Consider the following 22936-nt stretch of genomic DNA (forward strand, 5'->3'; position numbering starts at 1 on the left):
TCACACGCCTTCGGGCAGCCTGACGTACGTCAGGGTCGTCTTGATCCCGCTGTCCACGAGGCGGCCCCGGGCGTCGAACGCGCCCGTTCCGTCGGTCATCCCGAAGTCGTTGTCGTTGATGAGCGCGAGCGTGTCGTGGTCCACGCGCGCGATGCCCTCGATCTTCCCCGGCACACCGCTCACCTTGCCCAGGTCGACGACGAGCCGCTTGCCGAGCACCGGCACGCCTGCCGCGGCCGGGTCGTCCAGCTGCTCCAGCGACGGAGAAGTCGTGTCGTCGTCCCAGGGGCCGCCGAGGATGTCGGCCTTCTGCCCCAGCCTGACCAGCTGCAGCCGGGCCGCCTTGTCGGTGCGCTCCTCCACCAGCAGACGGTCACCGCCGACGGCCACCACCGAGGAGATCTTCAGCTCGGAGGTGTCGTCCTCGCCGGGGTCGACGACGTTCACCGGGTCGAAGCGGTAGGCGTACTCCGCGGTGACGGCCTTCTTCCGCGGTGAGAAGCGCAGCAGACGCGTCGTGCGCGAGGCCTCCCCGGCGGCCGTGTCGGGCAGCGAGAGCGGGCTCTGCAGGGCTATCACCAGGTCGCCGCAGGGAAGCTGCGCCAGTCCCTCGAAACCGCGGTTGATCTTCCGGTGCAGCAGGACGGACGGCAGCGCCTCCGCCACCGGGTAGTCGGCGCCGGTGAGGTTCAGTCCCTCGGGCACGTATCGAGTGAGCACCTCGCCGCGCGCGGAGACGTGGATGAGCGAGGGGCCGTACTCGTCCACGAGCCAGAAGGACCCGTCCCCGGCCCGCACGATGCCCTCGGTGTCCAGACCGTTCGGGTCGTACGACAGCGGGGTGGCGGCGTCATAGGTGTACGGCGCCTCGTCGCGGTTCTTCTGGTCGGGCAGCCCGGTGACGGCCTTCCCGGAGGACGTGGTGATCGGGAGCGCGTCGATCACCTTGATCTCGTCCCCGGTCACCCGGATCTTCACGATCGCAGGGTCGAATCCCGGCACCGGGAACGTCCGGCGCTTCTTGCCGTCGACCTTGATCTGGCCGTTGGGGCCGCGATCGGTCACGGTCCAGTACTCGCCCTTGCGGCCGGCCGGGTAGATGTCGCTGCCTATGCCCCCGAGGTTCACCCCGTGGTCGTCTCCCACGCTGCCGGGCAGCAGCGCGTTGCTGAACGTGCCGAGGGGGATCTCGCCGAGGGTCGCCGCGCGGACGACACGGGCGTCCCCGGACGGCGCCGCCGTGGCCGTCCCCGCGGCCACGAGGGTGGCGGCCACGGCCAGGGGCAGGCCCGTCGCGACGGATCGGTGGACACGGCGCCGGCCGGTGGAGTGCGGGGACATCGGGCCTCCTGGGGGCAAGTTCGTTGACTGCGGCCAGATTTGGACCCCAGCAGGAACGTCGCACGACCTCAGGATGAACGAGCGGCGTCCACCACTCGTCGGATCGCCCTCGCTGATGACTGACGGATCATCAAGTACCCATTTGCAACTGGTCCTCCGGGCATTGCCGCGCCGCGGCCAGTGCCGTCGCCGGATCCCGGTCCGCGCCGCCCGCCGGAACCCAGTGCCCGTCCTCCTCGCGGTAGGGCCACCAGTGGCCCTCCTGGCCGAGGCGCAGCTGAACCCCTTCGGCCGGGACGGTCCAGCGGTTGCCGACCGGCCGGAACGACGGCCGCTCGTCGTCCTCCCAGGCCGCCTCCAGGGCCGAACGCGCGCGTGCGAGCGCCGCGCCCGCCACCGGCCACTCCTCGTCGAGCACGGCCAGGGCCGCCGCACCTCCCAAACACCAGGCGCGAAGGGCCGTGGCCAGCCCCTCGCCGCCCCGCCCCGCGCCTTCGGCGAGCCGTTCCGCGACAGCACCGGGAGCGGCGCCTTCGGCGAGTCGTACGGCGTCCTGAGATGCCGTCAGTCCCCAGACCGGCTCCCCACCCGCGCCGAGGCTCTGTCCGAGCATCCGGTGGGCCGCGACGGCCGTTCGTCCGGCCAGGTACTCCAGCGCCACGGGGTCGATCCCGGGCGGCGCCTGAGCCGTCCCGGCCCCGAAGGACGGCGGTTCGCCGGGGCCCTCCAGGAGACCGGGCAGAGCCGGCAGCGCAGGCAGGGTGTCCGCGGCCGCCCAGGCCTCCGCCGCGTCCACGCCCTCCACCTCGGCGGACTCCTCCGGGGAGGCGGCGGTCCGCAGATGCAACTGCTCCAGGAACGTGCTCCGCGCCCGTCCCCGCATGAGCAGGAGCACGAACGGATCCTCGTCCAGCAGACGCGCCACCTGATGGCACAGGGCGGCGGTGTGCCCGCAGTGGTCCCACGCGTCACAGTCGCACTCCGGTTCCAGATCGCCCAGCCCCGGCAGGAGATCGATGCCCCTGACCGCCGCGTCCTCGATCAGATGAGAGGGCAGTTCCCCGTCCAGGAGCGCGGCCAGGTGTCCCGCCTGCTCCACGGCCAGGTCCAGAAATCCGACCCACTGTTCTTCGGAAAGTGCCGGCACCAGGACGTCGGCCCGGTGCGCCGCGCCCTTCGGATCACGGACGACGGCGGTGACCCGGCCCGGCCGTACCGTCACCGCGCCGACACCGCCCCCGCGCGCGACTCGGCGTCCCGCCTTCACCGCGGCGGAGTCCAGTGTCGCGTCCTCCAACGCCTCCAGCCAGGCGCGGCCCCACCAGGTCCGCGTGAACCCGCGTCCGCGCGCGGGCGGCAGCGCGGCGAACGTGCGCTCCGGGCCAAGGTCGTGCTCATCGGCGTAGTGGTTCATCGTGCCTCCCCGCGCAGTTCCACCAGTGCGGCCAGTTCCGCGTCCGTCAGCTCCGTCAGTGCCGCCTCGCCCGCGCCGAGCACGGCATCCGCCAGGTCCCGCTTGCGACCCAGCATTTCGGCGATGCGGTCCTCGAGGGTCCCCTCGGCGATCAGCCGGTGCACCTGCACCGGGCGGGTCTGCCCGATGCGGAACGCGCGGTCGGTGGCCTGTGCCTCGACCGCCGGGTTCCACCAGCGGTCGTAGTGCACGACGTGCTCGGCCCGTGTGAGGTTCAGGCCCGTTCCCGCGGCCTTCAGCGAGAGCAGGAACACCGGCACCTCGCCCGCCTGGAAGCGGCGCACGAGCGCCTCGCGCTCGGCGACAGGGGTGCCGCCGTGCAGAAGCTGCGAGGGCACCCCACGGGCCGTCAGGTGCTGTTCGAGCAGGCGGGCCATCCGCACGTACTGCGTGAAGACCAGGACGCCCGAGTTCTCCGCGAGGACGGTGTCGAGCAGTTCGTCCAGCAGCTCCAGCTTCCCCGAGCGTCCCGCGAGCCTCGGGCCGTCCTCCTTGAGGAACTGTGCCGGGTGGTTGCAGATCTGCTTCAGTCCGGTCAGCAGTTTCACGATCAGACCCCGACGGGCCATGTCGTCGGCGTCCGCGATCTGCTCCAGGGTCTCGCGGACCAGCGCCTCGTACAGACCCGCCTGTTCCTGCGTCAGCGTCACCGGGTGATCGGTCTCGGTCTTCGGCGGCAGTTCGGGGGCGATGCCGGGGTCGGACTTCCGGCGCCGCAGCAGGAACGGCCGCACGAGCCGCGCGAGATGCTCCGCGGCGGCGGGATCCCGGCCGCCCTCGACCGGCAGTGCGTACCGCGCGCGGTAGGCGCCGAGGCGGCCGAGCAGTCCCGGTGTCGTCCAGTCGAGGATCGCCCACAGTTCGGTGAGGTTGTTCTCCACCGGTGTACCCGTGAGCGCCACGCGTGAGCGTGCGCCTATGGACCGCAGCGCACGTGCGGTCGCCCCATGCGGGTTCTTCACATGCTGCGCCTCGTCGGCGACGACCATGCCCCAGGACACCTCGGCGAGCCGTTCGGCGTCCAGGCGCATGGTGCCGTAGGTCGTGAGGACGAACTCACCGTCCGCCAGGGAGCCGAGACCGCGGCCGGGTCCGTGGAACCGGCGCACCGGGACACCGGGTGCGAACTTCTCGATCTCGCGCTGCCAGTTGCCGAGCAGGGAGGCCGGGCAGACGACGAGGGTGGGGCCGGCCGACGAGGTGTCCGCCTGCCGGTGCAGGTGCAGCGCGATCAGCGTGACCGTCTTGCCGAGCCCCATGTCGTCGGCCAGGCAGCAGCCCAGCCCGTGCGCCGTCGTCCGGGCCAGCCAGCCGAGCCCGCGCAACTGGTAGTCCCGCAGGGTGGCGGCAAGGGCCGCGGGTGGGGCGACGGGCTGCCCCGCCTCCGGATCCGCGAGCCGCTCCCTCAGCTGCGCGAGCCATCCCGTGGGCCGTACGTCGACCCGGTGGCCGTCGGCCTCGGCCGAGCCCGTCAGGGCGGCAGCCAGCGCCTCGACCGGGGCGACGGGGCGGTCCTGCCGGTTGCGGGCGCGGTCCGCCTCGCCCGGGTCGACCAGCACCCATCGGTCGCGCAGCCGCACGAGCGGACGCTTGGCCTCGGCGAGCCGGTCCAGTTCCTCGCGCGACAGCTCGCGCCCGCCCAGCGCGAACCACCAGCGCAAGGAGAGCGAGGCGTCTGCCGAGAGGAACGACGGCAGCGCCGAAGCCTCCCCGTCCGGCGGGCCGACGGCCGCGTGTGCGGTCAGGCCGCGCGACAGCTCCTTCGGCCAGTGCACGTCGATTCCCGCGGCGGCCAGCGCTCGGGCGCCCTCACCCAGAAGTTCGGCGACCTCGTCGTCCGCGAGGTGCACCACGTCGGGCACGGAGGCGGAGAGCAGCGGTGTCAGCGGTGGCCACGCCCGGGCAGCCCGGCGCAGCGCCAGCAGCGTGTCGGCCCGCGCGCGCGGACCGAACGCGTCGTGCGCGGGTCCCGGGCCGGCCCACAGGCCGGCGGCGTCCGCGACGTCCGCCGCCCCGCTCGCGCCGTGCACTTGGAGCACGGCGCGGAACCGCACGGAGGAGTCGTCCTCGCTGACGGCGTCCCGCAGACCGGGCGCTTCCACGCGCAGCGACAGACGGACGCCGGCGTCGTGGCCCGCGGCGATGTCGTCGGCCCACGCGCGCAGGCCCGGCAGATGCTGCGGCTCCGGTGCTGCGAACGCGGCACCGCCCGTGACGAGTGGTGCGGCCGGGGAACGGGGGAGCGTGTCGGCGACCGCGTCCAGGAAGGCGCGCAGGAGCCGCTCGGGATCGGGCAGCCGGGGGTGTTCTCCGGCCGAGAGTGGCACGGCGTGTGCCTCCGGCGGCATGGCCGCGGCGAGTTCGCGGACCAGCTCCGCATCGCCCGCGGTCAGCGGCCCCACCCGCCAGGCGTCGTGATCGCCGCCGGAGAGACCGGGCAGGAGCAGGCCGCGCGCCAGGAAGTGCAGTGCCAGCAAGCCGGCCGTGCCCCAGAATGCGGTGGCCCGATGGACCTCCGCCTCCGCACGCGCGCGCGTGAGCACCGGCAGGGCGGCGTGCACCGGCAGCAGCAGGGCGGGCACTCGTACCCGCTCGACGGCCCGGTCCGGCGCGGGCACCACAAGGTCCAGCTCCGAGACGCACCCCTGGGGGAGGCCGGGGAGAGCCGCGCCGTCCGGTTGCCAGAAGGCCGTCAGGCCGGAGCGGGCGGGGTCGGACGGTAGGAACACCGTTCGACAGCGGGCCAGTTCGGACAGGTCGGAGGATGCTTCCGTGGGAGTCCTCTGCACAGTTCCGCCGCACTCCTCAAATTTGACTACTTGGTCGGAGCGGCCGAGGCTACAGCACGCGGCGAGCGCACCTCTAAGGCTTACGCTGTGATCTGGACCACTAGGGGGTGCGTCTCAGGGATGTCTCAGGGTCGAGCTTCGGAACCGCCGGGAGCGCGGGGCCGTTTTCAGAGCAGAGAGCGGCAGTGGCCGCGAAGGAGGCGACGCACATGTCCAAGAACGCGAAGATCGCCGCAGGGGGTGTGGCGGTCGGTCTCATACTGCTGATATGGCTGCCCTGGTGGCTGGCGTTCCTCATCGTGGTGGGGGTTCCGGCTGCGGCGTACCTGGCGCTGGACCCCTCGCAGCGGCGCAGGCTTCGCAGGGTCGGACGCAAGGAGCTCGGCCGCTGAGAGACCGGCGAACGGACCAGGTCCGTTCGCCGGGGCGGCCGCAGACGCTTCCGGGTCCGCCGGGGGCCGTGCCGCCGCTGAGGGAGCGGCCCCCACGGGGTCAGCTGGGCCGCACGGCCATCTTGTCGAGCGCCTCCAGGAGTCCGGGCAGTTCGGGACCCCGGCCCACCGGCAGGACTTCCCCCGGCTCGTCGTCGAGCAGGACGAACGCGATGTCGTCGGTGCGCGCCACCATCGACCATCCGGGGCCGTCGGCGCGGAGCGTCCGGGCGCCGCCCGGGGCGAACGACGAGCGCACCCGGCCCAGCGGCGGCGGAGAGCCGACGTAGGCACGCGCCTCCGCGAGCACCCGTCGGACGCCCTGGTGGCCGCCCTTCGGCGCGGTCTCCTCGCCGTCCGCCCCGGCCTCCTCCGTCTCTGGCCGCTCACCGGACGACGGGACGTAGCCATCGCCGATCTGCTCCCGCCAGACCGCCCACTGCAGCGCGATCTCGTCGGCGCCCAGACGCCGCTGGGCCGGACCCCAGGAACTGGTGTCCGGCGGGGTCAGGGCAGGCCCCTCCACGACCTCGGGGCCGGGGTCGTGCGGCGCGGGCACACCGGGCGCGGCGACGGCGACCGCCAGGGGCCAGCCCGGCAGGGCCGTCACGACCGTGCGCTCGTCCGGCGACAGCTCGTACTCCATCCCGCAGTCCCAGGACGCGATCGCCACGGCGACCAGTGAGACGTCGTCGATGACGACCGTCCAGCGGGCACCCTCGCCGTCCTGCCCGAGCACCAGGCCGTACCCGTCGGCGCGCGGTGCGAGATCAAGCGCCGCACAGGCCTCCGGGTAGTCGTCGCCCAGCACGCTCGGGAACTGCGCCGGCGTCAGCAGCACCGCCGTGAGCACGTACAGCGCCTCGTCCGCGGCGGCGACGGCCTCATTGTCCGTCCCGGCCATCCGTGCCTCCCCAGTGGTTCGTCCATCGGCGCGCACCCTAGTGCGAGCGGGAGCCGCTTGTCACGACTCCGCACACCACGCGGAGCTGCAGGTTTCCACCTGGACGGGGGCGAAATGACCACCGTCGGGGTCCACCTTTTCAGGCTGCCGGCAGCCCGAGGAGGTCGCGGGCCACCGCCCCGGGCGACGCGTCGCGCTCCCGGGCGAGCGCGATGACGGCCCGGCACGCCAGCTCGTTCACCCCGAACGACAGCGCCTCGGGAGACACCCATGCCGCAGCCTCGTCGATCCGGTCCTGATCGTCCTCCGCGCAGGCCGCCACATAGGCGGCCGCCGCTTCGAACAAGTTGTGTGCACGCCGATCCCGTGTGTCCACCGCCCCTACGTGCGAGGAGGAACCAAATCGGGCGGCGTACTTGCGTATCACGTCGAACACGTGCCCCACCTTCCCCCTGAACGGGGTCGTCACCGATCTCCCACTTTCTCATGTTCAACGTAGAGTTGGAGCTTCGGCGACAGAAGGGGGACGGCGCGGTGAAGCGCTTCGAGCGGCTCGAGCGGATCCGTCGCATGGATCCGGTGGCGGACGCTCTTGAGATCTACCGGCTCAGCGTGGCGTTCGAATTCCCCTGGGACTACACGCGCGCCCTGGAGCTGGCTCTCTACCGCACCTACGCCGTGCCCGGCATCGGGCGGCTGCTGGCGCAGACCGCGGAGCTGACCGAGCGCACCCAGAAGCGTTACGACGACACCGTGCTTCTCCTCGACGCCGTGGTGGAGCACGGTTTCACCGCCGACGAGGGCCGTACCGCGATCCGCCGCATCAACCAGATGCACCGCAGCTACGACATCAGCGACGACGACATGCGCTACGTGCTGTCCACCTTCGTGGTGGTGCCCAGGCGCTGGATCGACACCTACGGCTGGCGTCGCCTGTCCCGGCACGAGGTCGTCGCCACCACCGAGTACTACCGCACCCTCGGCCGGCACATGGGCATCCCCGGCATCCCCGAGACCTACGAGGAGTTCGAAGCGCTCCTCGACTCCTACGAAGAGGCGCACTTCGCCTGGGACGCGCAGGGCCGGCGGGTCTCCGACGCCACGCTCGACCTGATGGCGTCCTGGTACCCGCGCCCGCTGGCACCGCTGCTGCGCACGGCCACCCTCGCTCTGCTCGACGAGCCGCTGCTGCGCGCCTTCCACTACCGGTCGCCGAGCGCGTCCACATCCTCGCTCGTGCGTCGCGCGGTGCGCACACGTGGCCGGCTGGTCCGGCTGTTGCCGCCGCGCCGCACGCCGCACTTCGCGCGGCAGAACCGGGAGATCAAGGGTTATCCGAACGGCTACCGGACGGCCGACCTGGGCACCCGTCCGGTCCCAGGCGTGGGTGGCTGCCCGGTGCGGCACCTGGACACCTCAGCGGCCGACGGTCTCCAGTGAGGCGAGGGTCTCGCGCAGCCAGGCGAGTTCGGCGCGGCTCGTGGCACGCGCGATCTTGAGCACCCCGCGCCGGAACGGGTCGTCCAGTTCCTCGGCGGCCAGCGGCCGGTCGCCGTCGTAGAAGAAGCTCGCCGGTTCCTCCAGGAAGGACAGTCGGCGCCGTAGCACGACCGCCTGGGCTGCCGGGTCGTCCAGGTGACGCAGGAACGCGAGCAGCGTGAACCAGTGGTTCTCGTCGGTGATCTCGCGCTGCCCGGGATCGGCGAGGCGGCGGCGCAGGTCCTGCCTGCCCTCCTCGGTGAGCGTCAGTACATGACGGGGCGCGGCCACGGCACCGGGCTCGGTGGCCCGTGCCAGCAGGCCCGCCTTCTCCAGTCGTTTGATCGCCGGGTAGAGCGTGCTCTCGGCGACGGGCCGCACATGCCCGGTGAGCGCGGCGATGTGCTTGCGCAGGACGTAGCCGTGCAGCGGGGAGTCGTACAGGAATCCGAGGATGGCGAGTTCCAGCATGCCCGCATTCTCTCGTACACCCGCTGTACAGCGAGCCCTCAATATTGCGTTGGCGCTATACATCGGCATCGAGGTATATCTTAGGTGCAAGTCGTCGCAGGCATCAGGGAGGGGCACCGTGAAGCAGGCCGAATTCGACGGCAGGGGGAGCCGGATCCGATGGACGGAGGTACCCGGTGAGGAACCCGCGCGCGTGTATCTGCACGGACTCGGATCGGTTTCCTCCGTGTACCACGCGCACATCGCGGCGAGCCCCGAACTCGTCGGCAGGCGCAGCCTGTTCGTGGATCTTCCCGGGCACGGCGTCAGCGACCGGCCCGGGCATTTCGGCTACACGCTCGAGGAGAACGCCGACGCCGTCGCGGCCGCACTGGACCAGGCCGGCGTCACCGGTGCCGAGTTGATCGCGCACAGCATGGGCGGTGCTGTCGCCATCGTGCTCGCGCACCGGCGGCCCGGCCTCGTCTCCCGGCTGGTCCTCACGGAGGCCAATCTGGACGCCTTCCCGCCGCAGACGGCGGCGAGCAGCGGCATCGCCGCATACGGGGAGGACGAGTTCGTCGAGGAGCAGTACGCACGCGTGCTGGACGCCGTGGGGCCGCTGTGGGCGGCCACGATGCGGCTGGCCGATCCGCGTGCGCTGCACCGCAGTGCGGTCGGCCTGCGGCGCGGCTCGGACCCCGTGATGCGCACCCTGCTGGAAGGGCTGGCGATCGACCGCGTCTATCTTCAGGGCGAGCACAGCGGTGAACTCCCGGGCAGGCAGGACCTGGAAGCCGCCGGGGTCCGCGTGGTGACGGTGCCCGGCGCCGGGCACAACATCATGTTCGACAACCCGGAGGCCTTCGTCGCCACCGTGGCGGGGCGGATCTGATCCGCCCCGGCCGTCAGTCCTCGCGCACCGCCAGGGCGAGGAAACGGGCGTCCTCGTCGACATACGACGTCATGCGCCATCCCGAGCGGGCCAGGAGGGGGCCGAGATTGTCCTCGGCCCGCAGGTCGTCGGGGGTGATCTGCCGCCCCTGACGCGCCGCCAGGGCCGCCCGGCCGATGGGATGGAACAGTGCGAGCACGCCGCCCGGCCGCACCACGCGGACCAGCTCCCGCAGGTTCTCGGAGGGCTTGGGCAGGTGTGCGATCAGGCCCGCCGCGAACACGGCGTCCATCGAACCCGACCGCAGGGGCAGGGCGGCGACGTCCGCGAGCAGCAGCCGCCCCACGTGGTGCCGCCCGGCCCGCGCGGCGGCGTGGAGCATCGCAGGGGTCAGATCGACCCCGGCCACCACTCCGGACGGCCCCACGGCGGCACGCAAGGGCGCAAGGGCGCGTCCGGTGCCGCAACCGGCGTCGAGCACGCGGTCACCCTGGCGCAGGTCGAGGTTCGCCACGGCGGCCGCGTAGGCGGGACCGTCGTCGGGGAACCTGCTGTCCCAGTCGGCGGCGCGGGCGGTGAAGAACTCCTGGACATGCGTGTGGTCGTCGCTCATGCCCCGCATGATTCCTCACCGACACGGGGGACGTGCCTGCGCGCATGTTCGAGCTGGACGCGATCGTTCCATCACCTCTCTGTGTCATATTCCAACACCTTTCGAAATGCGCCCCCTTCGTGCGCCCCTGCTCCGACTAGCGTCCCTGGGCCATGGGACACCTGGACCACGCAGCCTTCGGCTGGCTGACCCCCGCGCTGTCGTACGTGATGGCCTGCATAGGCGCCGCACTGGGACTGCGCTGCACCGTGCGCGCGCTGGCCACCACCGGCCGGTCGCGCCGCAACTGGCTCGTCACCGCCGCCTCCGCGATCGGGACGGGCATCTGGACCATGCACTTCGTGGCCATGCTCGGCTTCCGCGTCAGCGGCACCGACATCCGGTACGACGTGCCGCTGACCATCCTGAGTCTCGTCGTCGCCATGGTCGTCGTCTGTGCCGGCGTCTTCGCCGTCGGATACGGCAAGGACCGCAACCGGGCGCTCTTCCTCGGAGGGCTCACCACCGGGCTGGGCGTCGCCAGCATGCACTACCTGGGCATGGCCGCGGTACGGCTGCACGGTCAGGTGCGCTACGACCCCGTCCTCGTCGGACTCTCGGTCCTGATCGCCGTCGTGGCGGCGACCGCGGCCCTGTGGGCGGGGCTCAACATCAAGTCACCCCTCGCGGTCACCCTCGCCTCCCTCGTCATGGGGGCGGCCGTCAGCAGCATGCACTACACCGGGATGTTCGCGGTGAGTGTGCGCGTCACCCCCTCCGGCGACGTTCTGCCCGGGGCCACGGCGATGCAGTTCATCTTCCCCCTCGCCGTCGGCCTCGGGTCCTATCTCTTCCTCACCTCGGCCTTCGTCGCCCTCTCGCCCACGGCCGGCGAGCGCGAGGCGTCCGCCTCGGCCCAGCGGCCCGTCCAGAGCGTCGCCCGCTAGCGGAGCCCGGCCCCGAGGCCCCGACCCACGTCCCGAGCGAGGAGGCCATGCGCCCACCCCGTAGCACCCCCAGAGCCGGCACCCCGGCGCAGTCCCCGCCCCCGCCGCGCGGCCGCCGCGCGCACGCCGGACCACCGGCCGACGAGGAGGCGGGCGGGCCCCTCGACACGCTGCCGGAGAACGTACTCCCGCGCACCGGCCGTTGGCGCATGCGCGCCCGTACGGTGCGTGCCAAGGTGGTCTGCCTGCTGATGGTGCCCGTCGTCTCCCTGCTCGCCCTGTGGGCGTACGCGACCGTCAGCACGGTCCAGGACGTCGCCCGGCTGCGGCAGGCCCAGCGGGTCGACGCCGAACTGCGCACCCCGGTGGCCGCAGCCGTCGCCGCACTGCAGACCGAGCGGGCCGCGGCCGTGCGGTACGCCGCCGATCCGGGCGCGGGACGCGGCGACGACCTCGAAGGCCTCGCCGCCCGTAGCGACCGTGCGGTGGCCAAGCTGCGGCTCGGCCATGACGACACCGTCGCCGACAGCCAGGAACTGCCCGCCGGAGTCCGCGGACGCCTCGAGGACTTCGTCGCCGGCGCCGGGCATCTGCGCGCACTGCGCACCGCCGTACTCGAACACGAGGCCGGCTGGAGCCAGGTGTACGCGCAGTACACGAACACCATCGGCACGGCCTTCACGGTGGACGGCGCCCTCACCGGTGTGCAGCAGGCCGACGTGGGTTCCGACGCGCGCGTGCTGCTCGAATTCTCCCGTGCCGCCGAGGCGCTGGCCCAGGAGGACGCGATCCTCGGCAGCGCCCGCCCGGCCGCCGGCCTGCAGGGCGAACGACTGCGGCTGTTCGGCGCGGCCGTCGCCATACACCGCAGCTTCTCCGAGGCGGCCGTGGCCGACCTGCCCGGGGCCCAGCGCGCCGCCTGGCGCGCGCTGGCCAGCAGCAGTGCCTATACCGGCCTCACCGCCGTCGAGGACAAGATCATCGCCGCCGGCTCCGGTGCCAAGGCGGTCGACACGGCACCGGCGAGCGCCTGGAACACCGCCCACACGCGCGTACAGGACGCGATGCGGACCATCCAGGCGGACACCGGCCGCGCCGTCGCGGGCCGCGCCGACCCGTTCACACGCGGCTTCCTCAGCCCGGCCGGCGCCGCGGTGCTGTTCGGCCTCGCCGCCGTCGCCGCCTCGCTCGTCATCTCCGTCCGTATCGGGCGGGCTCTCGTGGTCGAGCTGGTCAGTCTGCGCAACGACGCTCTGGAGATCGCCCGCCGCAAACTCCCCGAGGCGATGCGGAGACTGCGCGCCGGCGAGGAGATCGACATCCAGGCCGAGACGCCGGCCGGACCACCCGCCGAGGACGAGACCGCTCAGGTCGCCGAGGCCCTGACCAGCGTCCACCGCGCCGCCCTGCACGCAGCGGTCGAGCGCGCCGAACTCGCCAGCGGCATCTCCGGAGTCTTCGTGAACCTGGCCCGCCGCAGCCAGGTGCTCGTCCACCGCCAGCTCAGCCTCCTCGACAGCATGGAGCGGCGCTCCGACGACCCCGACGAGTTGAGCGACCTCTTCCGCCTCGACCACCTCACCACCCGGATGCGGCGCCATGCCGAGAGCCTGATCATTCTCTCCGGAGCCGCACCCGGGCGGGCCTGGCGCATGCCGGTGTCGCTCACGAACGTCGTACGCGCGGCCGTCTCCGAGATCGAGGACTACGCGCGCGTAGAGGTGCGCCAGCTCCCCGAGGCGTCCGTCATCGGCGCGGCGGTCGCCGACGTCACCCACCTGCTCGCCGAACTCGTCGAGAACGCCGCCCAGTTCTCGCCGCCCCACACACGCGTGCGCGTCACCGGAGAACCCGTCGGCAACGGCTATGCCCTCGAAGTCGAGGACCGGGGCCTCGGCATGGGCGCCGACACCCTCGCGGAGGCCAACCGGCGGATCGAACAGTCGGAGGCCCTGGATCTTTTCGACAGCGACCGCCTCGGACTGTTCGTGGTCAGCAGGCTGGCCGCCCGGCACGGCATCAAGGTGCACCTGCGTACCTCCCCCTACGGAGGTACCACCGCTGTCGTCCTGGTGCCCACAGCCCTGTTGCACGCCCGCGCCGCCGAACGCCCCGCCCAGGAGAAGGCACCGGCACGACCGGAGCAGTCGCACGAGTACACGCCCGTGCCCGACGCGCCCCCGCCGCCCTCCGCGGTCACCGCGCAGACCGGCCGGCCCGCCCTCGCGGCCGGCGGCCCCGCTCCAGCGCCGCCCGCGCACGAACCCCCGCCCCCCGGAGTCGCCACCTTGAGGCTGCACCGCCCTGCGAACGACTCCGAATCCTCCGACGACCTTCCACGTCGCGTGCGCCAGGCGAGTCTCGCGCCGCAACTGCGCCGTCAGCGCTCGGAAGAGACGGCGTCGGAACCCGACCCACGCGGTGACGACCGGCGCACCCCCGAGCTCGTACGGGACCGCATGGCGGCCTACCGCGCGGGCTGGGCACGCGGCGGCGGCAGGCAACCCGGCCGCGGCGCCGCCCCGGAACCCGAAACGGGCAGTGACAGCACTGAAGGAGACCCGGCATGATCCAGGACCCGAGCATGAGTGCCGCCCAGCGATCCGGTGAACTCGACTGGCTGCTGGACGACCTGGTGATGCGGGTGAGCGAGGTACGGCACGCCGTCGTGCTGTCCAACGACGGCTTGGCCGTCGGCGCCTCCACCGCCCTCGCGCGGGAGGACGCGGAGCATCTCGCGGCCGTGGCCTCCGGCTTCAACAGCCTCGCCAAGGGCGCGGGACGGCACTTCGGGGCGGGCGGCGTGCGCCAGACCATGGTGGAGATGGACGATGCCTTCCTGTTCGTGGCCGCCGCCGGCGAAGGCTCCTGCCTCGCGGTGCTCACGGCCGTCACCGCCGACATCGGCCTGGTCGCCTACGAGATGGCACGACTGGTCAAGCGCGTGGGCGAGCACCTCTACACGGCGCCCCGTGTCGCCGTTCGGCCACCCGCCGCGGGATGAGCCGGAGGGCGGCACGCATGACCGAGAACCCGAGCGGCGGCCCACGCGAGCAGGGCAGCCAGTGGTACGACGGCGAGGCCGGGCCCCTGGTCCGCCCCTACGCCATGACCGGCGGACGCACCCAGTCCGGCCCCACCGGGGTGCGCTTCGACCTGATCGCCCTCGTCACCCTCGATCCCGCCGCACCCGCGGTGGACGACGACTCCCTGCTCGGCCCCGAACACCGCGCCCTGGTCGACCTGTGCCGTATCGAGACACAGTCGGTCGCCGAACTCGCGGCCGACGCGGACCTCCCGGTGGGCGTGGTCAGGGTGCTCCTCGGTGATCTCCTGGAACTGGGCTGCGTCACCGTCAGCCGCCCGGTGCCCCCGGCCCACCTGCCGGACGAACGCATTCTCCGTGAGGTCATCGAGGGGCTGCGGGCGCTGTAGATGAAAGTTCAGAACTCGACGGGCGCCTCACGGCATCCCGATCCGCTCGCGTTCCGGAACCGACCGGGCGCCAAACGGTCACATCAGGCGTGTTCCGGTCCAATCCTCCGGGTGGATGCCGGAGTTGTCATGATGCTGGCTTCCTGTCCCGAGCAGTCCGACACCGACCGCAGCAGGCCCTCCCGAGAGAAGTGATGATGGTCTCCGAGCACTCCGACGCCGCCGGCGACATGACCGCCCTGGCGCTGAAGATACTGGTCGCCGGCGGCTTCGGTGTCGGCAAGACGACCCTCGTCGGGGCCGTCAGCGAGATCCGCCCACTGCGCACCGAGGAACTGCTCAGCGAAGCCGGCCAGCTCGTGGACGACACCGACGGTGTGGACCAGAAGGTCACCACGACCGTCGCGATGGACTTCGGGCGCATCACCATCCGCTCCGGCCTCTCCCTGTACCTCTTCGGCACACCGGGGCAGGACCGCTTCTGGTTCCTGTGGGACGAACTGGCACAGGGAGCCCTCGGTGCCGTGGTCCTCGCCGACACCCGCCGCCTGGAGGACTGCTTCCCGGCCGTCGACTACTTCGAGCACCGGCACATCCCGTTCGTCGTGGCCGTCAACTGCTTCGCCGGAGCGCGCAGCTACGGCGCCCACGACGTCTCCCGGGCGCTGGACCTGGACCGGGGAACCCCCGTGGTCCTGTGCGACGCGCGCGACCGGGACTCCGGCAAGGAGGTGCTGATCCGCCTCGTCGAGTACGCCGGGCGGATGCACACCGCCCGGCTCCTCGACTCCGTGGGCTGAGCCTCAGCCGGTCAGATCCTTCAGCGCCACCACCTTTTCCACGGCTACCCGGACCAGCAGCTCGCCGGGGACTCCGTTGCGGGCGCCGAACTCCTCCGCGTGCTCCTCACCCACGTACCGGGCGGCGATGCGGGTGGCCCAAAGACGCAACTCGTCGAGTTCCTCCGACAGCCGGGCGCGCCCGTGCAGCACCACGAAGTGAAACGGCGGCCGCTCGTCGTCCACGCAGAGGGCGATCCGTCCGTCACGGGCGAGATTGCGCCCTTTCACAGTGTCCTTACCGGTGTTGAAGACCACGTCGTCCCCGTCGAGCAGGAACCAGACAGGGGCCACATGTGGGCTCCCATCGGCGCTGACGGTGGACAGCTTGCCGGTTCGGGTGCCGTACGAGACGAACGCCCGCCATTCCTCATCGGTCATCTTCTGTGCCATACGCCCATCCTGCTTGCCCGCGGGCCGGTCGTGGGGAAGGCTGGCGAACAGTTCCTCCAGCCAGGGGGAGACGTCACACGGGGAGACGGAACATGGCGCAGAACCAGGGACTCGGCTGGCTCCTGGACGATCTGACCGGGCGGGTGGACCATGTGCGGCACGCGCTGATCCTGTCCAACGACGGCCTGGTCACGGGAGCGAGTACCGGCCTTCGCCGCGAGGACGCCGAGCATCTGGCCGCGGTCGCGTCCGGACTGCACAGCCTGGCGAAGGGATCGGGGCGCCACTTCGGCGCGGGCAGGGTGCGGCAGACGATGATCGAGTACGACGACGCCGTGCTGTTCGTGACCGCCGCCGGTACCGGCAGCTGTCTGTGTGTGCTCAGCGGTGCCGAGGCCGACATCGGCCAGATCGCCTACGAGATGACCCTGCTCGTCAACCGGGTCGGCGAACACCTCGGAGTGGATGCCCGGCATCCCGATCGCGCCCCACTGTCAGATCTCTGACCTGCGTCTTCGTCTCGCGCCGTGGAGTTGTCCACAGGCCCGCCACGATGCGCGCCGATCCGGCTACGGTGTGTGCACGGCGAACGCACAGGGCGTGAGCCACTCCACGGGGGAGTACGACCATGTCGGGAAGCACCTTCGTCCCCGCCCGCACCGTCACCTGCACGCGGAGCCGAGCGGCTCGTGAACTGGGGCTCAGGCGCCGCGAGTTCGACTTCGCCATCCATCTCGGCCGCATCCGGACCGTGCCCGACGAGGGCGGAGGCGGAGGTCGCCGGGTCGAGAGGACCGAGATCGACCGGCTGCGCACCCAGGACGGCTTTCCCGACACGCTCCGTGAGCGCCTGCGCCTCGTGGGTACGGCGGAGGGTGCCGCGCTCATGGACATCCCCGCGGGCAGGTTCACTCGTCTCGCCCGACTGGGGCTGCTGGTGCCCGTGCGCTTCTATCTGAACCGCTATCGAGCCGTGGTCTGGCTCTATCTGGCAGAGGAACTGCGGCAGTTCACGGCCGGGGCGGAGAACGCACACCTGCTCAGGGGGCGTACGCCCGAGAGCCTGAGGGGCCAACTGGCGGCCGGTGTCGACCTTCGGGCCCGCAACTGGCGGGGGCGGCAACTCGGTTTTCTGACGAGGCAGTCCGAGGGCTCCTGGGCGCGCGCCGGGGTGGTGGCGGCCTTCCTTCCGCCCGCCGACGTCGCGGACGTGGTCAAGGACCCCTACGAGCGCGCCCAGCTGAACCGCTTCCGGCCCGCCCCGCTCGACCACGGAGCGCCGGGATCGCCTTCCGCGCATCTCGCGGAGCAGCTGATGACGGCGCAGGACCCGGACGAGATCGGCTGGCTGCGCAGCGACCTGGGGCACGCGGTGGAGCAGGCACGCACCCACGCACCGGCCCCGCGCCCGGCCGCACGGCACACCACCGTGCCCCCGCCACGTTCGGCCCCGCCGACCACACCCGGGGACCACGGCTCCCGGCCGGAGCCGCCGCGACGGACCCGCGGACTGCGGGCGTGGCTCCGCCGCAGAAACCCCCGGCCCGCGGGCGTCTGATCCGCCCGCGCTACAGGGCCCGGAACAGACCCTCCTGGACGACCGAGACGAGCAGCCGCCCCTGCAGGTCGTAGATGCGCCCGCGGGCCAGACCGCGCCCGCCGGTGGCGATCGGGGACTCCTGGTCGTACAGGAACCACTCGTCCGCGCGGAACGGCCGGTGGAACCACATGGCGTGGTCCAGCGAGGCCATGTCGAAGTGCCGAGCGGCCCACAGGGGTTCGATCGGGATGCGGACCGCGTCCAGAAGGGTCATGTCGCTGGCGTAGGTCAGCGCGCACGTGTGCACCAGCGGGTCGTCACCGAGCGGGCCGACCGCGCGCATCCACACGGCGCTGCGCGGCTCGCTCCCTTCGATCTCCTCGGCGTGCCAGCGCAGCCGGTCGACGTAACGGATGTCGAACGGCTGGCGGCGCGCCATCCGCTCCAACTGCTCAGGCAGCGCGCCCAGATGCTTGCGGATCTCCTCGGTCACCGTCGGCAGGGATTCCGGGTCCGGCACCTCACGGACCGGTGGCAGCTGGTGCTCGAACGGTCCTTCCTCAGGCTTGTGAAAGGAGGCGGTCAGATTGAAGATCGTGCGGCCCTGCTGCACGGCCGTGACCCGGCGCGTCGTGAACGACCGGCCGTCGCGGACCCGTTCCACCTGGTACACGATGGGCACCCCTGGCCGGCCCGGGCGCAGGAAGTACGCGTGCAGCGAGTGCACCGGGCGTTCGCCGTCCGTGGTGCGCCCGGCGGCTACCAGCGCCTGGCCCGCCACCTGGCCGCCGAAGACCCGCTGCAGGGACTCCTGCGGGCTTCGGCCACGGAAGATGTTGACCTCGATCTGCTCCAGGTCGAGCAGATCGACCAGTCTCTCGGCCGGGTTCGTCATCGGTGGGAATCTCCTGTGGTCAGAGCTGGCCGACATCGGTGACGCGCACGACGGCTCGGCCCTCGGCGTCGGAGGCGGCCAGGTCGATCTTCGCGCTGATGCCCCAGTCGTGGTCGCCGTTCGGGTCGTCGAAGATCTGACGGACGCGCCAGAGACCGTTCTCCGGCTCCTCCTTGATGACCAGGAGCTTGGGGCCGCGGGCGTCGGGGCCGGTGCCGAGGTCCTCGTACTCGTCCCAGTACTTGTCCATCGCCTCGCCCCACGCCTCCGCGTCCCAGCCGGCCTCGGCGTCCATCTCGCCCAGATCGTCGACCTGGTCGAGGGCGGCCAGCTCCACGCGGCGGAACATGGCGTTGCGGACCAGGACCCGGAAGGCGCGGGCGTTGGTCGTGACCGGCTTGACCTCGTCGGCCTTCTCCTGGGCCTGCTCGGCGGTCATCTCCTCGGGGTTGGCCAGCTGCTCCCACTCGTCGAGCAGGCTGGAGTCCACCTGGCGCACCATCTCGCCGAGCCACTCGATCAGGTCCTGGAGATCCTCGGACTTCAGGTCGTCCGGGATGGTGTGGTCGAGGGTCTTGTAGGCGCTGGCGAGGTAGCGCAGCACGATGCCCTCGGTGCGGGCCAGCTCGTAGAAGGACACCAGCTCGGTGAAGGACATCGCCCGCTCGTACATGTCCCGGATGACGGACTTGGGCGACAGCGGGTGGTCGCCGACCCACGGGTGGCTCTTGCGGTAGGTGTTGTACGCGTGGAAGAGCAGCTCTTCCAGCGGTTTCGGGTACGAGATGTCCTGGAGACGCTCCATGCGCTCCTCGTACTCGACACCGTCGGCCTTCATCGCGGCCACGGCCTCGCCGCGCGCCTTGTTCTGCTGGGCGACGAGGATCTGCCGGGGGTCGTCCAGCGTGGACTCGACCACGGACACCATGTCGAGGGCGTACGACGGCGAATCGGGGTCGAGCAGTTCGAAGGAGGCGAGCGCGAACGTGGACAGCGGCTGGTTGAGGGCGAAGTCCTGCTGGAGGTCGACCGTGAGCCGCACGATGCGGCCCTCGGCGTCCGGCTTGTCGAGCTTCTCCACGATCCCGCCGTCCAGCAGCGAGCGATAGATCGCGATCGCCCGCCGGATGTGCCGCAGCTGCTGCCTGCGCGGCTCGTGGTTGTCCTCCAGGAGGTGGCGCATCGCCTCGAAGGCGTTGCCGGGGCGGGCGATCACGGACAGCAGCATCGTGTGGGTCACCCGGAACCGCGAGGTGAGCGGCTCGGGTTCGGACGCGATCAGCTTCTCGAAGGTGTTCTCCGTCCAGCCGACGAAGCCCTCCGGTGCCTTCTTGCGCACCACCTTGCGGCGCTTCTTCGGATCGTCACCGGCCTTGGCGAGGGCCTTCTCGTTCTCGATGACGTGCTCGGGTGCCTGGGCCACGACGAGTCCCGCCGTGTCGAAACCGGCCCGGCCGGCCCGGCCGGCGATCTGGTGGAACTCGCGGGCCCGCAGCGTGCGCACCCGGCTGCCGTCGTACTTGGTCAGCGCGGTGAACAGCACCGTCCGGATGGGCACGTTGACACCCACGCCGAGCGTGTCCGTGCCGCAGATGACCTTGAGCAGGCCGGCCTGGGCGAGCTTCTCCACCAGGCGCCGGTACTTGGGCAGCATGCCGGCGTGGTGGACGCCGATGCCGTGCCGGACGTAACGGGAGAGGTTGCGTCCGAACTTGGTGGTGAAACGGAAGTTGCCGATCAGCTCGGCGATCTGGTCCTTCTCCTCGCGCGAGCACATGTTGATGCTCATCAGCGCCTGCGCCCGCTCCACGGCCTGCGCCTGGGTGAAGTGGACGATGTACACGGGGGCCTGCTTGCTCTCCAGCAGGTCGGTGAGCGTCTCGGTGAGCGGGGTGAGCTGGTACTCGTAGGAGAGGGGCACCGGGCGGGTGGCCGAGCGGACCACCGCGGTGGGCCGGCCGGTCCGGCGGGCGAGGTCCTTCTCGAAGAACGACACATCACCCAAAGTGGCCGACATCAGGATGAACTGCGCCTGCGGGAGCTCCAGCAACGGGATCTGCCAGGCCCAGCCGCGGTCACCCTCCGCGTAGAAGTGGAACTCGTCCATCACGACCTGGCCGACGTCCGCGTTCTTGCCGTCGCGCAGCGCGATCGACGCCAGCACCTCCGCGGTGCAGCAGATCACGGGCGCGTCGGCGTTCACGGAGGCGTCGCCGGTGAGCATACCGACGTTCTCGGTCCCGAAGAGCTTGCACAGCTCGAAGAACTTCTCCGACACCAGCGCCTTGATCGGAGCCGTGTAGAAGGTGACCTCGTCCCGGGCCAGCGCGGCGAAGTGCGCGCCCGCAGCGATCATGCTCTTGCCGGAGCCGGTGGGCGTCGAGACGATCACGTTCGCCCCGGAGACCGCCTCGATCAGCGCCTCCTCCTGGTGGGGGTAGAGCGTGAGACCGCGCTCCAGCGCCCACGACTCGAAGGCTTCGTACAGGGCGTCGGGGTCGGCGGTCGGCGGCAGCTGATCGATGAGGGTCACGCACCCATCTTGCCTGGCCTTCTCCCCGAGAGGGGAATCGGCTGCGAGTACGAAGATCATGGCCGCTACGCTGTGTCGCCGACGGCGCGTCAGTGCGCTGGGTCAACTGGACAGCGGCACACGAGGAATGGGGCGGGAAGCGGCCATGATGGGACCAGCACACTCACTGTCGGGGGCCGCGGCCTGGCTCGGCGTAGGAGCGGCGGCCGCCGCGGCCGGGCACCCGATGCCCTGGCCGGTCCTGCTCGTCGGTGCGCTGATCTGCGCCGGTGCGGCGCTCGCCCCGGACCTCGACCACAAGGCGGCCACCATCTCGCGGGCCTTCGGGCCCATCTCGCGATGGCTCTGCGAGATCGTGGACAAGTTGTCCTACACCGTCTACAAGTCGACCAGGAAGAAGGGCGACGCACGGCGCTCCGGCGGCCACCGCACACTCACACACACCTGGCTGTGGGCGGTCCTCATCGGCGCAGGCAGCTCCGCGGTGGCGATCGCCGGTGGCCGGTGGGCGGTGCTGGCCATCCTCTTCGTGCACATGGTCCTGGCGATCGAAGGTCTGCTGTGGCGGGCGGCCCGGGGCTCCAGCAGCGATGTCCTGGTCTGGCTGCTCGCGGCGACGAGCGCCTGGATCCTCGCGGGGATCCTGGACAAGCCGGGCAACGGCGCCGACTGGCTGTTCACCGCGCCGGGGCAGGGGTACCTGTGGCTGGGGCTGCCGATCGTGCTGGGCGCGCTGGTGCACGACATCGGGGACGCGCTGACGGTGTCCGGCTGTCCGATCCTGTGGCCGATTCCGGTCGGCCGCAAGCGCTGGTACCCGCTGGGGCCGCCGAAGGCGATGCGGTTCCGGGCCGGCAGCTGGGTCGAGCTGAAGGTGCTGATGCCGGTGTTCATGCTGCTCGGGGGAGTGGGCTGCGCCGCGGCCCTCAACGTGATCTGACGCTCCCGGCGTCAGCCCGCCTCGCCCGGCTCCGCCCCGCCGTACCGGCGCTCGAACCGGGCGATGCGGCCCTCGGTGTCCACCGTGCGGGCCTTGCCCGTGTAGAAGGGGTGGCTCTCGGAGGAGATCTCCACATCGATCACCGGGTAGGTCTCGCCGTCGTCCCACTCGATGGTCTGCTCGCTGCTCGCGGTGGACCGGGTGAGGAAGGCGTAGCCGGCGGCGCGGTCGCGGAAGACCACGGCGTGGTACTCGGGGTGCTTGTCCTGCTGCATGGCGGCTCCTCGCGCGGGGCGGTCGGGCAGGGGGCATCCTGCTCAGCCGGAGAGGGAGTCCTCGTCGACGATGTGCATCGCGGCCTCCTCGGCGGAGGCGGCCGCTCCGTCGATGCCGACATCGGTGGCGATGAGGGCGCTCTCCTCGTCCTCGTGGGCACCTTCGTCGGGGGCGACCAGACGGCCGGAGCGGCGCGCGCCGACCTCGTTGTCGAGGAGTTCGCCGTCGGCCTCGCAGTCGCCGATGCCGTCGCTGTCGGATGCGACCGCGTCCGGCAGTTCCTCGGCGAGCCGCTGGTCCAGCGTTTCCCCGGAGAGGCGCTCGCTCGCCGTCACCCCGCTGTGCTCCACCGCCCACGGCCGCTCCGGAGGGGACCAGCCGCGGTCCAGCGGGTCGTCGACGCCGTCGAAGTCCAGTGTGTCCTCGACGTCGAGCACGCCCGAGTCCTCCCGGACCTCCGAGGCATCGGGCTGGTAGACGTCGTCCCCCCATCCGTCGCCGCTGTCCACGGGCACCTCCAGGTGGTGAGGACGGCCTCGTGCCCCGGCGAGGGGCAGGGCGCCGCCGGCACGCTCGGCACGGGTTTCACGCGGCCGGAACCAAAGGGGTCCCAGCCGTTCCCCGAGCCGGTGCCGCTATCCAGCCTTCCACCCCTGATCGGCACTGCGCAACGGCACGGGCGGTGGCCTGTGGTCGCGTACCCCCGCCAGGCCCCGCCTCTCCGCTTCTCCCCGGGGTCACCCACCCACCCCCGTCCGGCCCATGCGGTCACTGTCCGTGACA

23 protein-coding genes are annotated in these 22936 nt (G+C 71.7%); 11 read left to right on the forward strand and 12 right to left on the reverse strand.

Features of this window, described 5'->3' with window-relative positions; genetic code table 11:
* The 3 genes from FB157_RS15605 to FB157_RS15615 all read right to left on the reverse strand — a co-directional run bounded on the left by FB157_RS15605 (nt 1) and on the right by FB157_RS15615 (nt 5604).
* The gene (locus tag FB157_RS15605; protein ID WP_145880045.1) at nt 1-1341 is read right to left on the reverse strand and encodes an esterase-like activity of phytase family protein; all 1341 of its coding nucleotides are present in this window, start codon (nt 1339-1341) and stop codon (nt 1-3) included.
* A 130-nt stretch (nt 1342-1471) separates the two neighbouring features.
* Nucleotides 1472-2755 carry an SWF or SNF family helicase gene (locus FB157_RS15610; RefSeq protein WP_145880047.1) on the reverse strand — a complete coding sequence of 428 codons (1284 nt, stop codon included), beginning with the start codon at nt 2753-2755 and terminating at the stop codon, nt 1472-1474.
* Entirely contained in the window at nt 2752-5604 is a 2853-nt protein-coding gene (locus FB157_RS15615) for a DEAD/DEAH box helicase (RefSeq protein ID WP_145880049.1), read from the reverse strand. The genes FB157_RS15610 and FB157_RS15615 overlap by 4 nt, the downstream gene beginning before the upstream one ends.
* Before the next feature lie 209 nt (nt 5605-5813).
* Between FB157_RS15615 and FB157_RS15620 the strand changes: the two genes are divergently transcribed.
* Nucleotides 5814-5996, forward strand: a complete 183-nt coding sequence (locus tag FB157_RS15620; RefSeq protein ID WP_145880051.1) for a hypothetical protein — start codon at nt 5814-5816, stop codon at nt 5994-5996.
* A 100-nt stretch (nt 5997-6096) separates the two neighbouring features.
* Here the strand turns inward: FB157_RS15620 and FB157_RS15625 are convergent, their stop codons facing one another.
* Nucleotides 6097-6939 (reverse strand): hypothetical protein, encoded by an 843-nt coding sequence (locus FB157_RS15625; RefSeq protein ID WP_145880053.1) that lies wholly within the window; start codon nt 6937-6939, stop codon nt 6097-6099.
* 139 nt (nt 6940-7078) lie between these two features.
* Entirely contained in the window at nt 7079-7375 is a 297-nt protein-coding gene (locus FB157_RS15630; protein ID WP_145880055.1) for a hypothetical protein, read from the reverse strand.
* Between the two features lie 98 nt (nt 7376-7473).
* On the opposite strand from FB157_RS15630, the gene FB157_RS15635 reads away from it, so the two are divergent.
* Nucleotides 7474-8379, forward strand: coding sequence for an oxygenase MpaB family protein (locus FB157_RS15635; RefSeq protein WP_145880057.1), 906 nt, complete (start codon nt 7474-7476; stop codon nt 8377-8379).
* On the opposite strand, the gene FB157_RS15640 is transcribed toward FB157_RS15635, so the two are convergent.
* Nucleotides 8356-8889: a PadR family transcriptional regulator gene (locus FB157_RS15640; protein WP_145880059.1), complete on the reverse strand. Its 534-nt coding sequence runs from the start codon at nt 8887-8889 to the stop codon at nt 8356-8358. The two genes, FB157_RS15635 and FB157_RS15640, sit on opposite strands and share 24 nt — an antisense overlap.
* 118 nt (nt 8890-9007) lie before the next feature.
* On the opposite strand from FB157_RS15640, the gene FB157_RS15645 reads away from it, so the two are divergent.
* Entirely contained in the window at nt 9008-9763 is a 756-nt protein-coding gene (locus FB157_RS15645) for an alpha/beta fold hydrolase (protein WP_145880062.1), read from the forward strand.
* Nucleotides 9764-9776: 13 nt separating this feature from the next.
* Here FB157_RS15645 and FB157_RS15650 read toward each other — a convergent pair whose 3' ends face one another.
* Nucleotides 9777-10376, reverse strand: coding sequence for a class I SAM-dependent methyltransferase (locus tag FB157_RS15650; RefSeq protein ID WP_145880064.1), 600 nt, complete (start codon nt 10374-10376; stop codon nt 9777-9779).
* Between the two features lie 152 nt (nt 10377-10528).
* Between FB157_RS15650 and FB157_RS15655 the strand changes: the two genes are divergently transcribed.
* The 5 genes from FB157_RS15655 (at nt 10529) to FB157_RS15675 (ending at nt 15537) form a co-directional block, all read left to right on the forward strand.
* Nucleotides 10529-11302 carry an MHYT domain-containing protein gene (locus FB157_RS15655; RefSeq protein WP_145880066.1) on the forward strand — a complete coding sequence of 258 codons (774 nt, stop codon included), beginning with the start codon at nt 10529-10531 and terminating at the stop codon, nt 11300-11302.
* 47 nt (nt 11303-11349) lie between these two features.
* Nucleotides 11350-13872, forward strand: coding sequence for a nitrate- and nitrite sensing domain-containing protein (locus FB157_RS15660; protein ID WP_186581525.1), 2523 nt, complete (start codon nt 11350-11352; stop codon nt 13870-13872).
* Nucleotides 13869-14306 carry a roadblock/LC7 domain-containing protein gene (locus FB157_RS15665; RefSeq protein ID WP_145880068.1) on the forward strand — a complete coding sequence of 146 codons (438 nt, stop codon included), beginning with the start codon at nt 13869-13871 and terminating at the stop codon, nt 14304-14306. Before FB157_RS15660 ends, FB157_RS15665 begins: the two co-directional genes overlap by 4 nt.
* Before the next feature lie 17 nt (nt 14307-14323).
* Nucleotides 14324-14737, forward strand: a complete 414-nt coding sequence (locus tag FB157_RS15670) for a DUF742 domain-containing protein (RefSeq protein WP_145880070.1) — start codon at nt 14324-14326, stop codon at nt 14735-14737.
* Between the two features lie 197 nt (nt 14738-14934).
* A complete protein-coding gene (locus FB157_RS15675; protein ID WP_145880414.1) occupies nt 14935-15537 on the forward strand; it encodes an ATP/GTP-binding protein in 603 nt (200 codons plus the stop codon).
* Nucleotides 15538-15540: 3 nt separating this feature from the next.
* On the opposite strand, the gene FB157_RS15680 is transcribed toward FB157_RS15675, so the two are convergent.
* Nucleotides 15541-15969, reverse strand: coding sequence for a PPOX class F420-dependent oxidoreductase (locus tag FB157_RS15680; protein WP_145880072.1), 429 nt, complete (start codon nt 15967-15969; stop codon nt 15541-15543).
* 92 nt (nt 15970-16061) lie between these two features.
* On the opposite strand from FB157_RS15680, the gene FB157_RS15685 reads away from it, so the two are divergent.
* Nucleotides 16062-16475 carry a roadblock/LC7 domain-containing protein gene (locus tag FB157_RS15685; RefSeq protein WP_145880073.1) on the forward strand — a complete coding sequence of 138 codons (414 nt, stop codon included), beginning with the start codon at nt 16062-16064 and terminating at the stop codon, nt 16473-16475.
* 122 nt (nt 16476-16597) lie between these two features.
* On the forward strand, nt 16598-17527 hold the full coding sequence (locus tag FB157_RS15690; RefSeq protein ID WP_145880075.1) for a DUF6397 family protein: 930 nt from the start codon (nt 16598-16600) through the stop codon (nt 17525-17527).
* Nucleotides 17528-17537: 10 nt separating this feature from the next.
* Here FB157_RS15690 and FB157_RS15695 read toward each other — a convergent pair whose 3' ends face one another.
* Together FB157_RS15695 and FB157_RS15700 are read right to left on the reverse strand one after the other, a co-directional pair.
* Nucleotides 17538-18404 carry an acyl-CoA thioesterase II gene (locus FB157_RS15695; protein ID WP_145880076.1) on the reverse strand — a complete coding sequence of 289 codons (867 nt, stop codon included), beginning with the start codon at nt 18402-18404 and terminating at the stop codon, nt 17538-17540.
* A 19-nt stretch (nt 18405-18423) separates the two neighbouring features.
* Nucleotides 18424-20937, reverse strand: coding sequence for an RNA helicase (locus FB157_RS15700; RefSeq protein ID WP_186581526.1), 2514 nt, complete (start codon nt 20935-20937; stop codon nt 18424-18426).
* Nucleotides 20938-21082: 145 nt separating this feature from the next.
* Between FB157_RS15700 and FB157_RS15705 the strand changes: the two genes are divergently transcribed.
* Nucleotides 21083-21877 carry a metal-dependent hydrolase gene (locus FB157_RS15705; protein ID WP_145880080.1) on the forward strand — a complete coding sequence of 265 codons (795 nt, stop codon included), beginning with the start codon at nt 21083-21085 and terminating at the stop codon, nt 21875-21877.
* A gap of 11 nt (nt 21878-21888) precedes the next feature.
* Here the strand turns inward: FB157_RS15705 and FB157_RS15710 are convergent, their stop codons facing one another.
* Nucleotides 21889-22152 carry a type B 50S ribosomal protein L31 gene (locus FB157_RS15710; RefSeq protein ID WP_145880082.1) on the reverse strand — a complete coding sequence of 88 codons (264 nt, stop codon included), beginning with the start codon at nt 22150-22152 and terminating at the stop codon, nt 21889-21891.
* A gap of 42 nt (nt 22153-22194) precedes the next feature.
* Entirely contained in the window at nt 22195-22662 is a 468-nt protein-coding gene (locus tag FB157_RS15715) for a DUF5709 domain-containing protein (protein ID WP_145880084.1), read from the reverse strand.
* Nucleotides 22663-22936 lie beyond the last annotated feature (274 nt).

This window comes from Streptomyces sp. BK340, assembly GCF_007827595.1.
Taxonomy (GTDB): Bacteria; Actinomycetota; Actinomycetes; order Streptomycetales; family Streptomycetaceae; genus Streptomyces.

Bases quoted from the DNA above. Each gene is read 5' to 3' on its own strand.
- FB157_RS15620 (WP_145880051.1), top strand. From the start codon at position 5,814: ATGTCCAAGAACGCGAAGATCGCCGCAGGGGGTGTGGCGGTCGGTCTC.
- FB157_RS15680 (WP_145880072.1), bottom strand. From the start codon at position 15,969: ATGGCACAGAAGATGACCGATGAGGAATGGCGGGCGTTCGTCTCGTAC.
- FB157_RS15655 (WP_145880066.1), top strand. From the start codon at position 10,529: ATGGGACACCTGGACCACGCAGCCTTCGGCTGGCTGACCCCCGCGCTG.
- FB157_RS15675 (WP_145880414.1), top strand. From the start codon at position 14,935: ATGGTCTCCGAGCACTCCGACGCCGCCGGCGACATGACCGCCCTGGCG.
- FB157_RS15660 (WP_186581525.1), top strand. From the start codon at position 11,350: ATGCGCCCACCCCGTAGCACCCCCAGAGCCGGCACCCCGGCGCAGTCC.
- FB157_RS15690 (WP_145880075.1), top strand. From the start codon at position 16,598: ATGTCGGGAAGCACCTTCGTCCCCGCCCGCACCGTCACCTGCACGCGG.
- FB157_RS15650 (WP_145880064.1), bottom strand. From the start codon at position 10,376: ATGAGCGACGACCACACGCATGTCCAGGAGTTCTTCACCGCCCGCGCC.
- FB157_RS15665 (WP_145880068.1), top strand. From the start codon at position 13,869: ATGATCCAGGACCCGAGCATGAGTGCCGCCCAGCGATCCGGTGAACTC.
- FB157_RS15710 (WP_145880082.1), bottom strand. From the start codon at position 22,152: ATGCAGCAGGACAAGCACCCCGAGTACCACGCCGTGGTCTTCCGCGAC.
- FB157_RS15640 (WP_145880059.1), bottom strand. From the start codon at position 8,889: ATGCTGGAACTCGCCATCCTCGGATTCCTGTACGACTCCCCGCTGCAC.
- FB157_RS15695 (WP_145880076.1), bottom strand. From the start codon at position 18,404: ATGACGAACCCGGCCGAGAGACTGGTCGATCTGCTCGACCTGGAGCAG.
- FB157_RS15670 (WP_145880070.1), top strand. From the start codon at position 14,324: ATGACCGAGAACCCGAGCGGCGGCCCACGCGAGCAGGGCAGCCAGTGG.
- FB157_RS15605 (WP_145880045.1), bottom strand. From the start codon at position 1,341: ATGTCCCCGCACTCCACCGGCCGGCGCCGTGTCCACCGATCCGTCGCG.
- FB157_RS15705 (WP_145880080.1), top strand. From the start codon at position 21,083: ATGATGGGACCAGCACACTCACTGTCGGGGGCCGCGGCCTGGCTCGGC.
- FB157_RS15685 (WP_145880073.1), top strand. From the start codon at position 16,062: ATGGCGCAGAACCAGGGACTCGGCTGGCTCCTGGACGATCTGACCGGG.
- FB157_RS15610 (WP_145880047.1), bottom strand. From the start codon at position 2,755: ATGAACCACTACGCCGATGAGCACGACCTTGGCCCGGAGCGCACGTTC.
- FB157_RS15625 (WP_145880053.1), bottom strand. From the start codon at position 6,939: ATGGCCGGGACGGACAATGAGGCCGTCGCCGCCGCGGACGAGGCGCTG.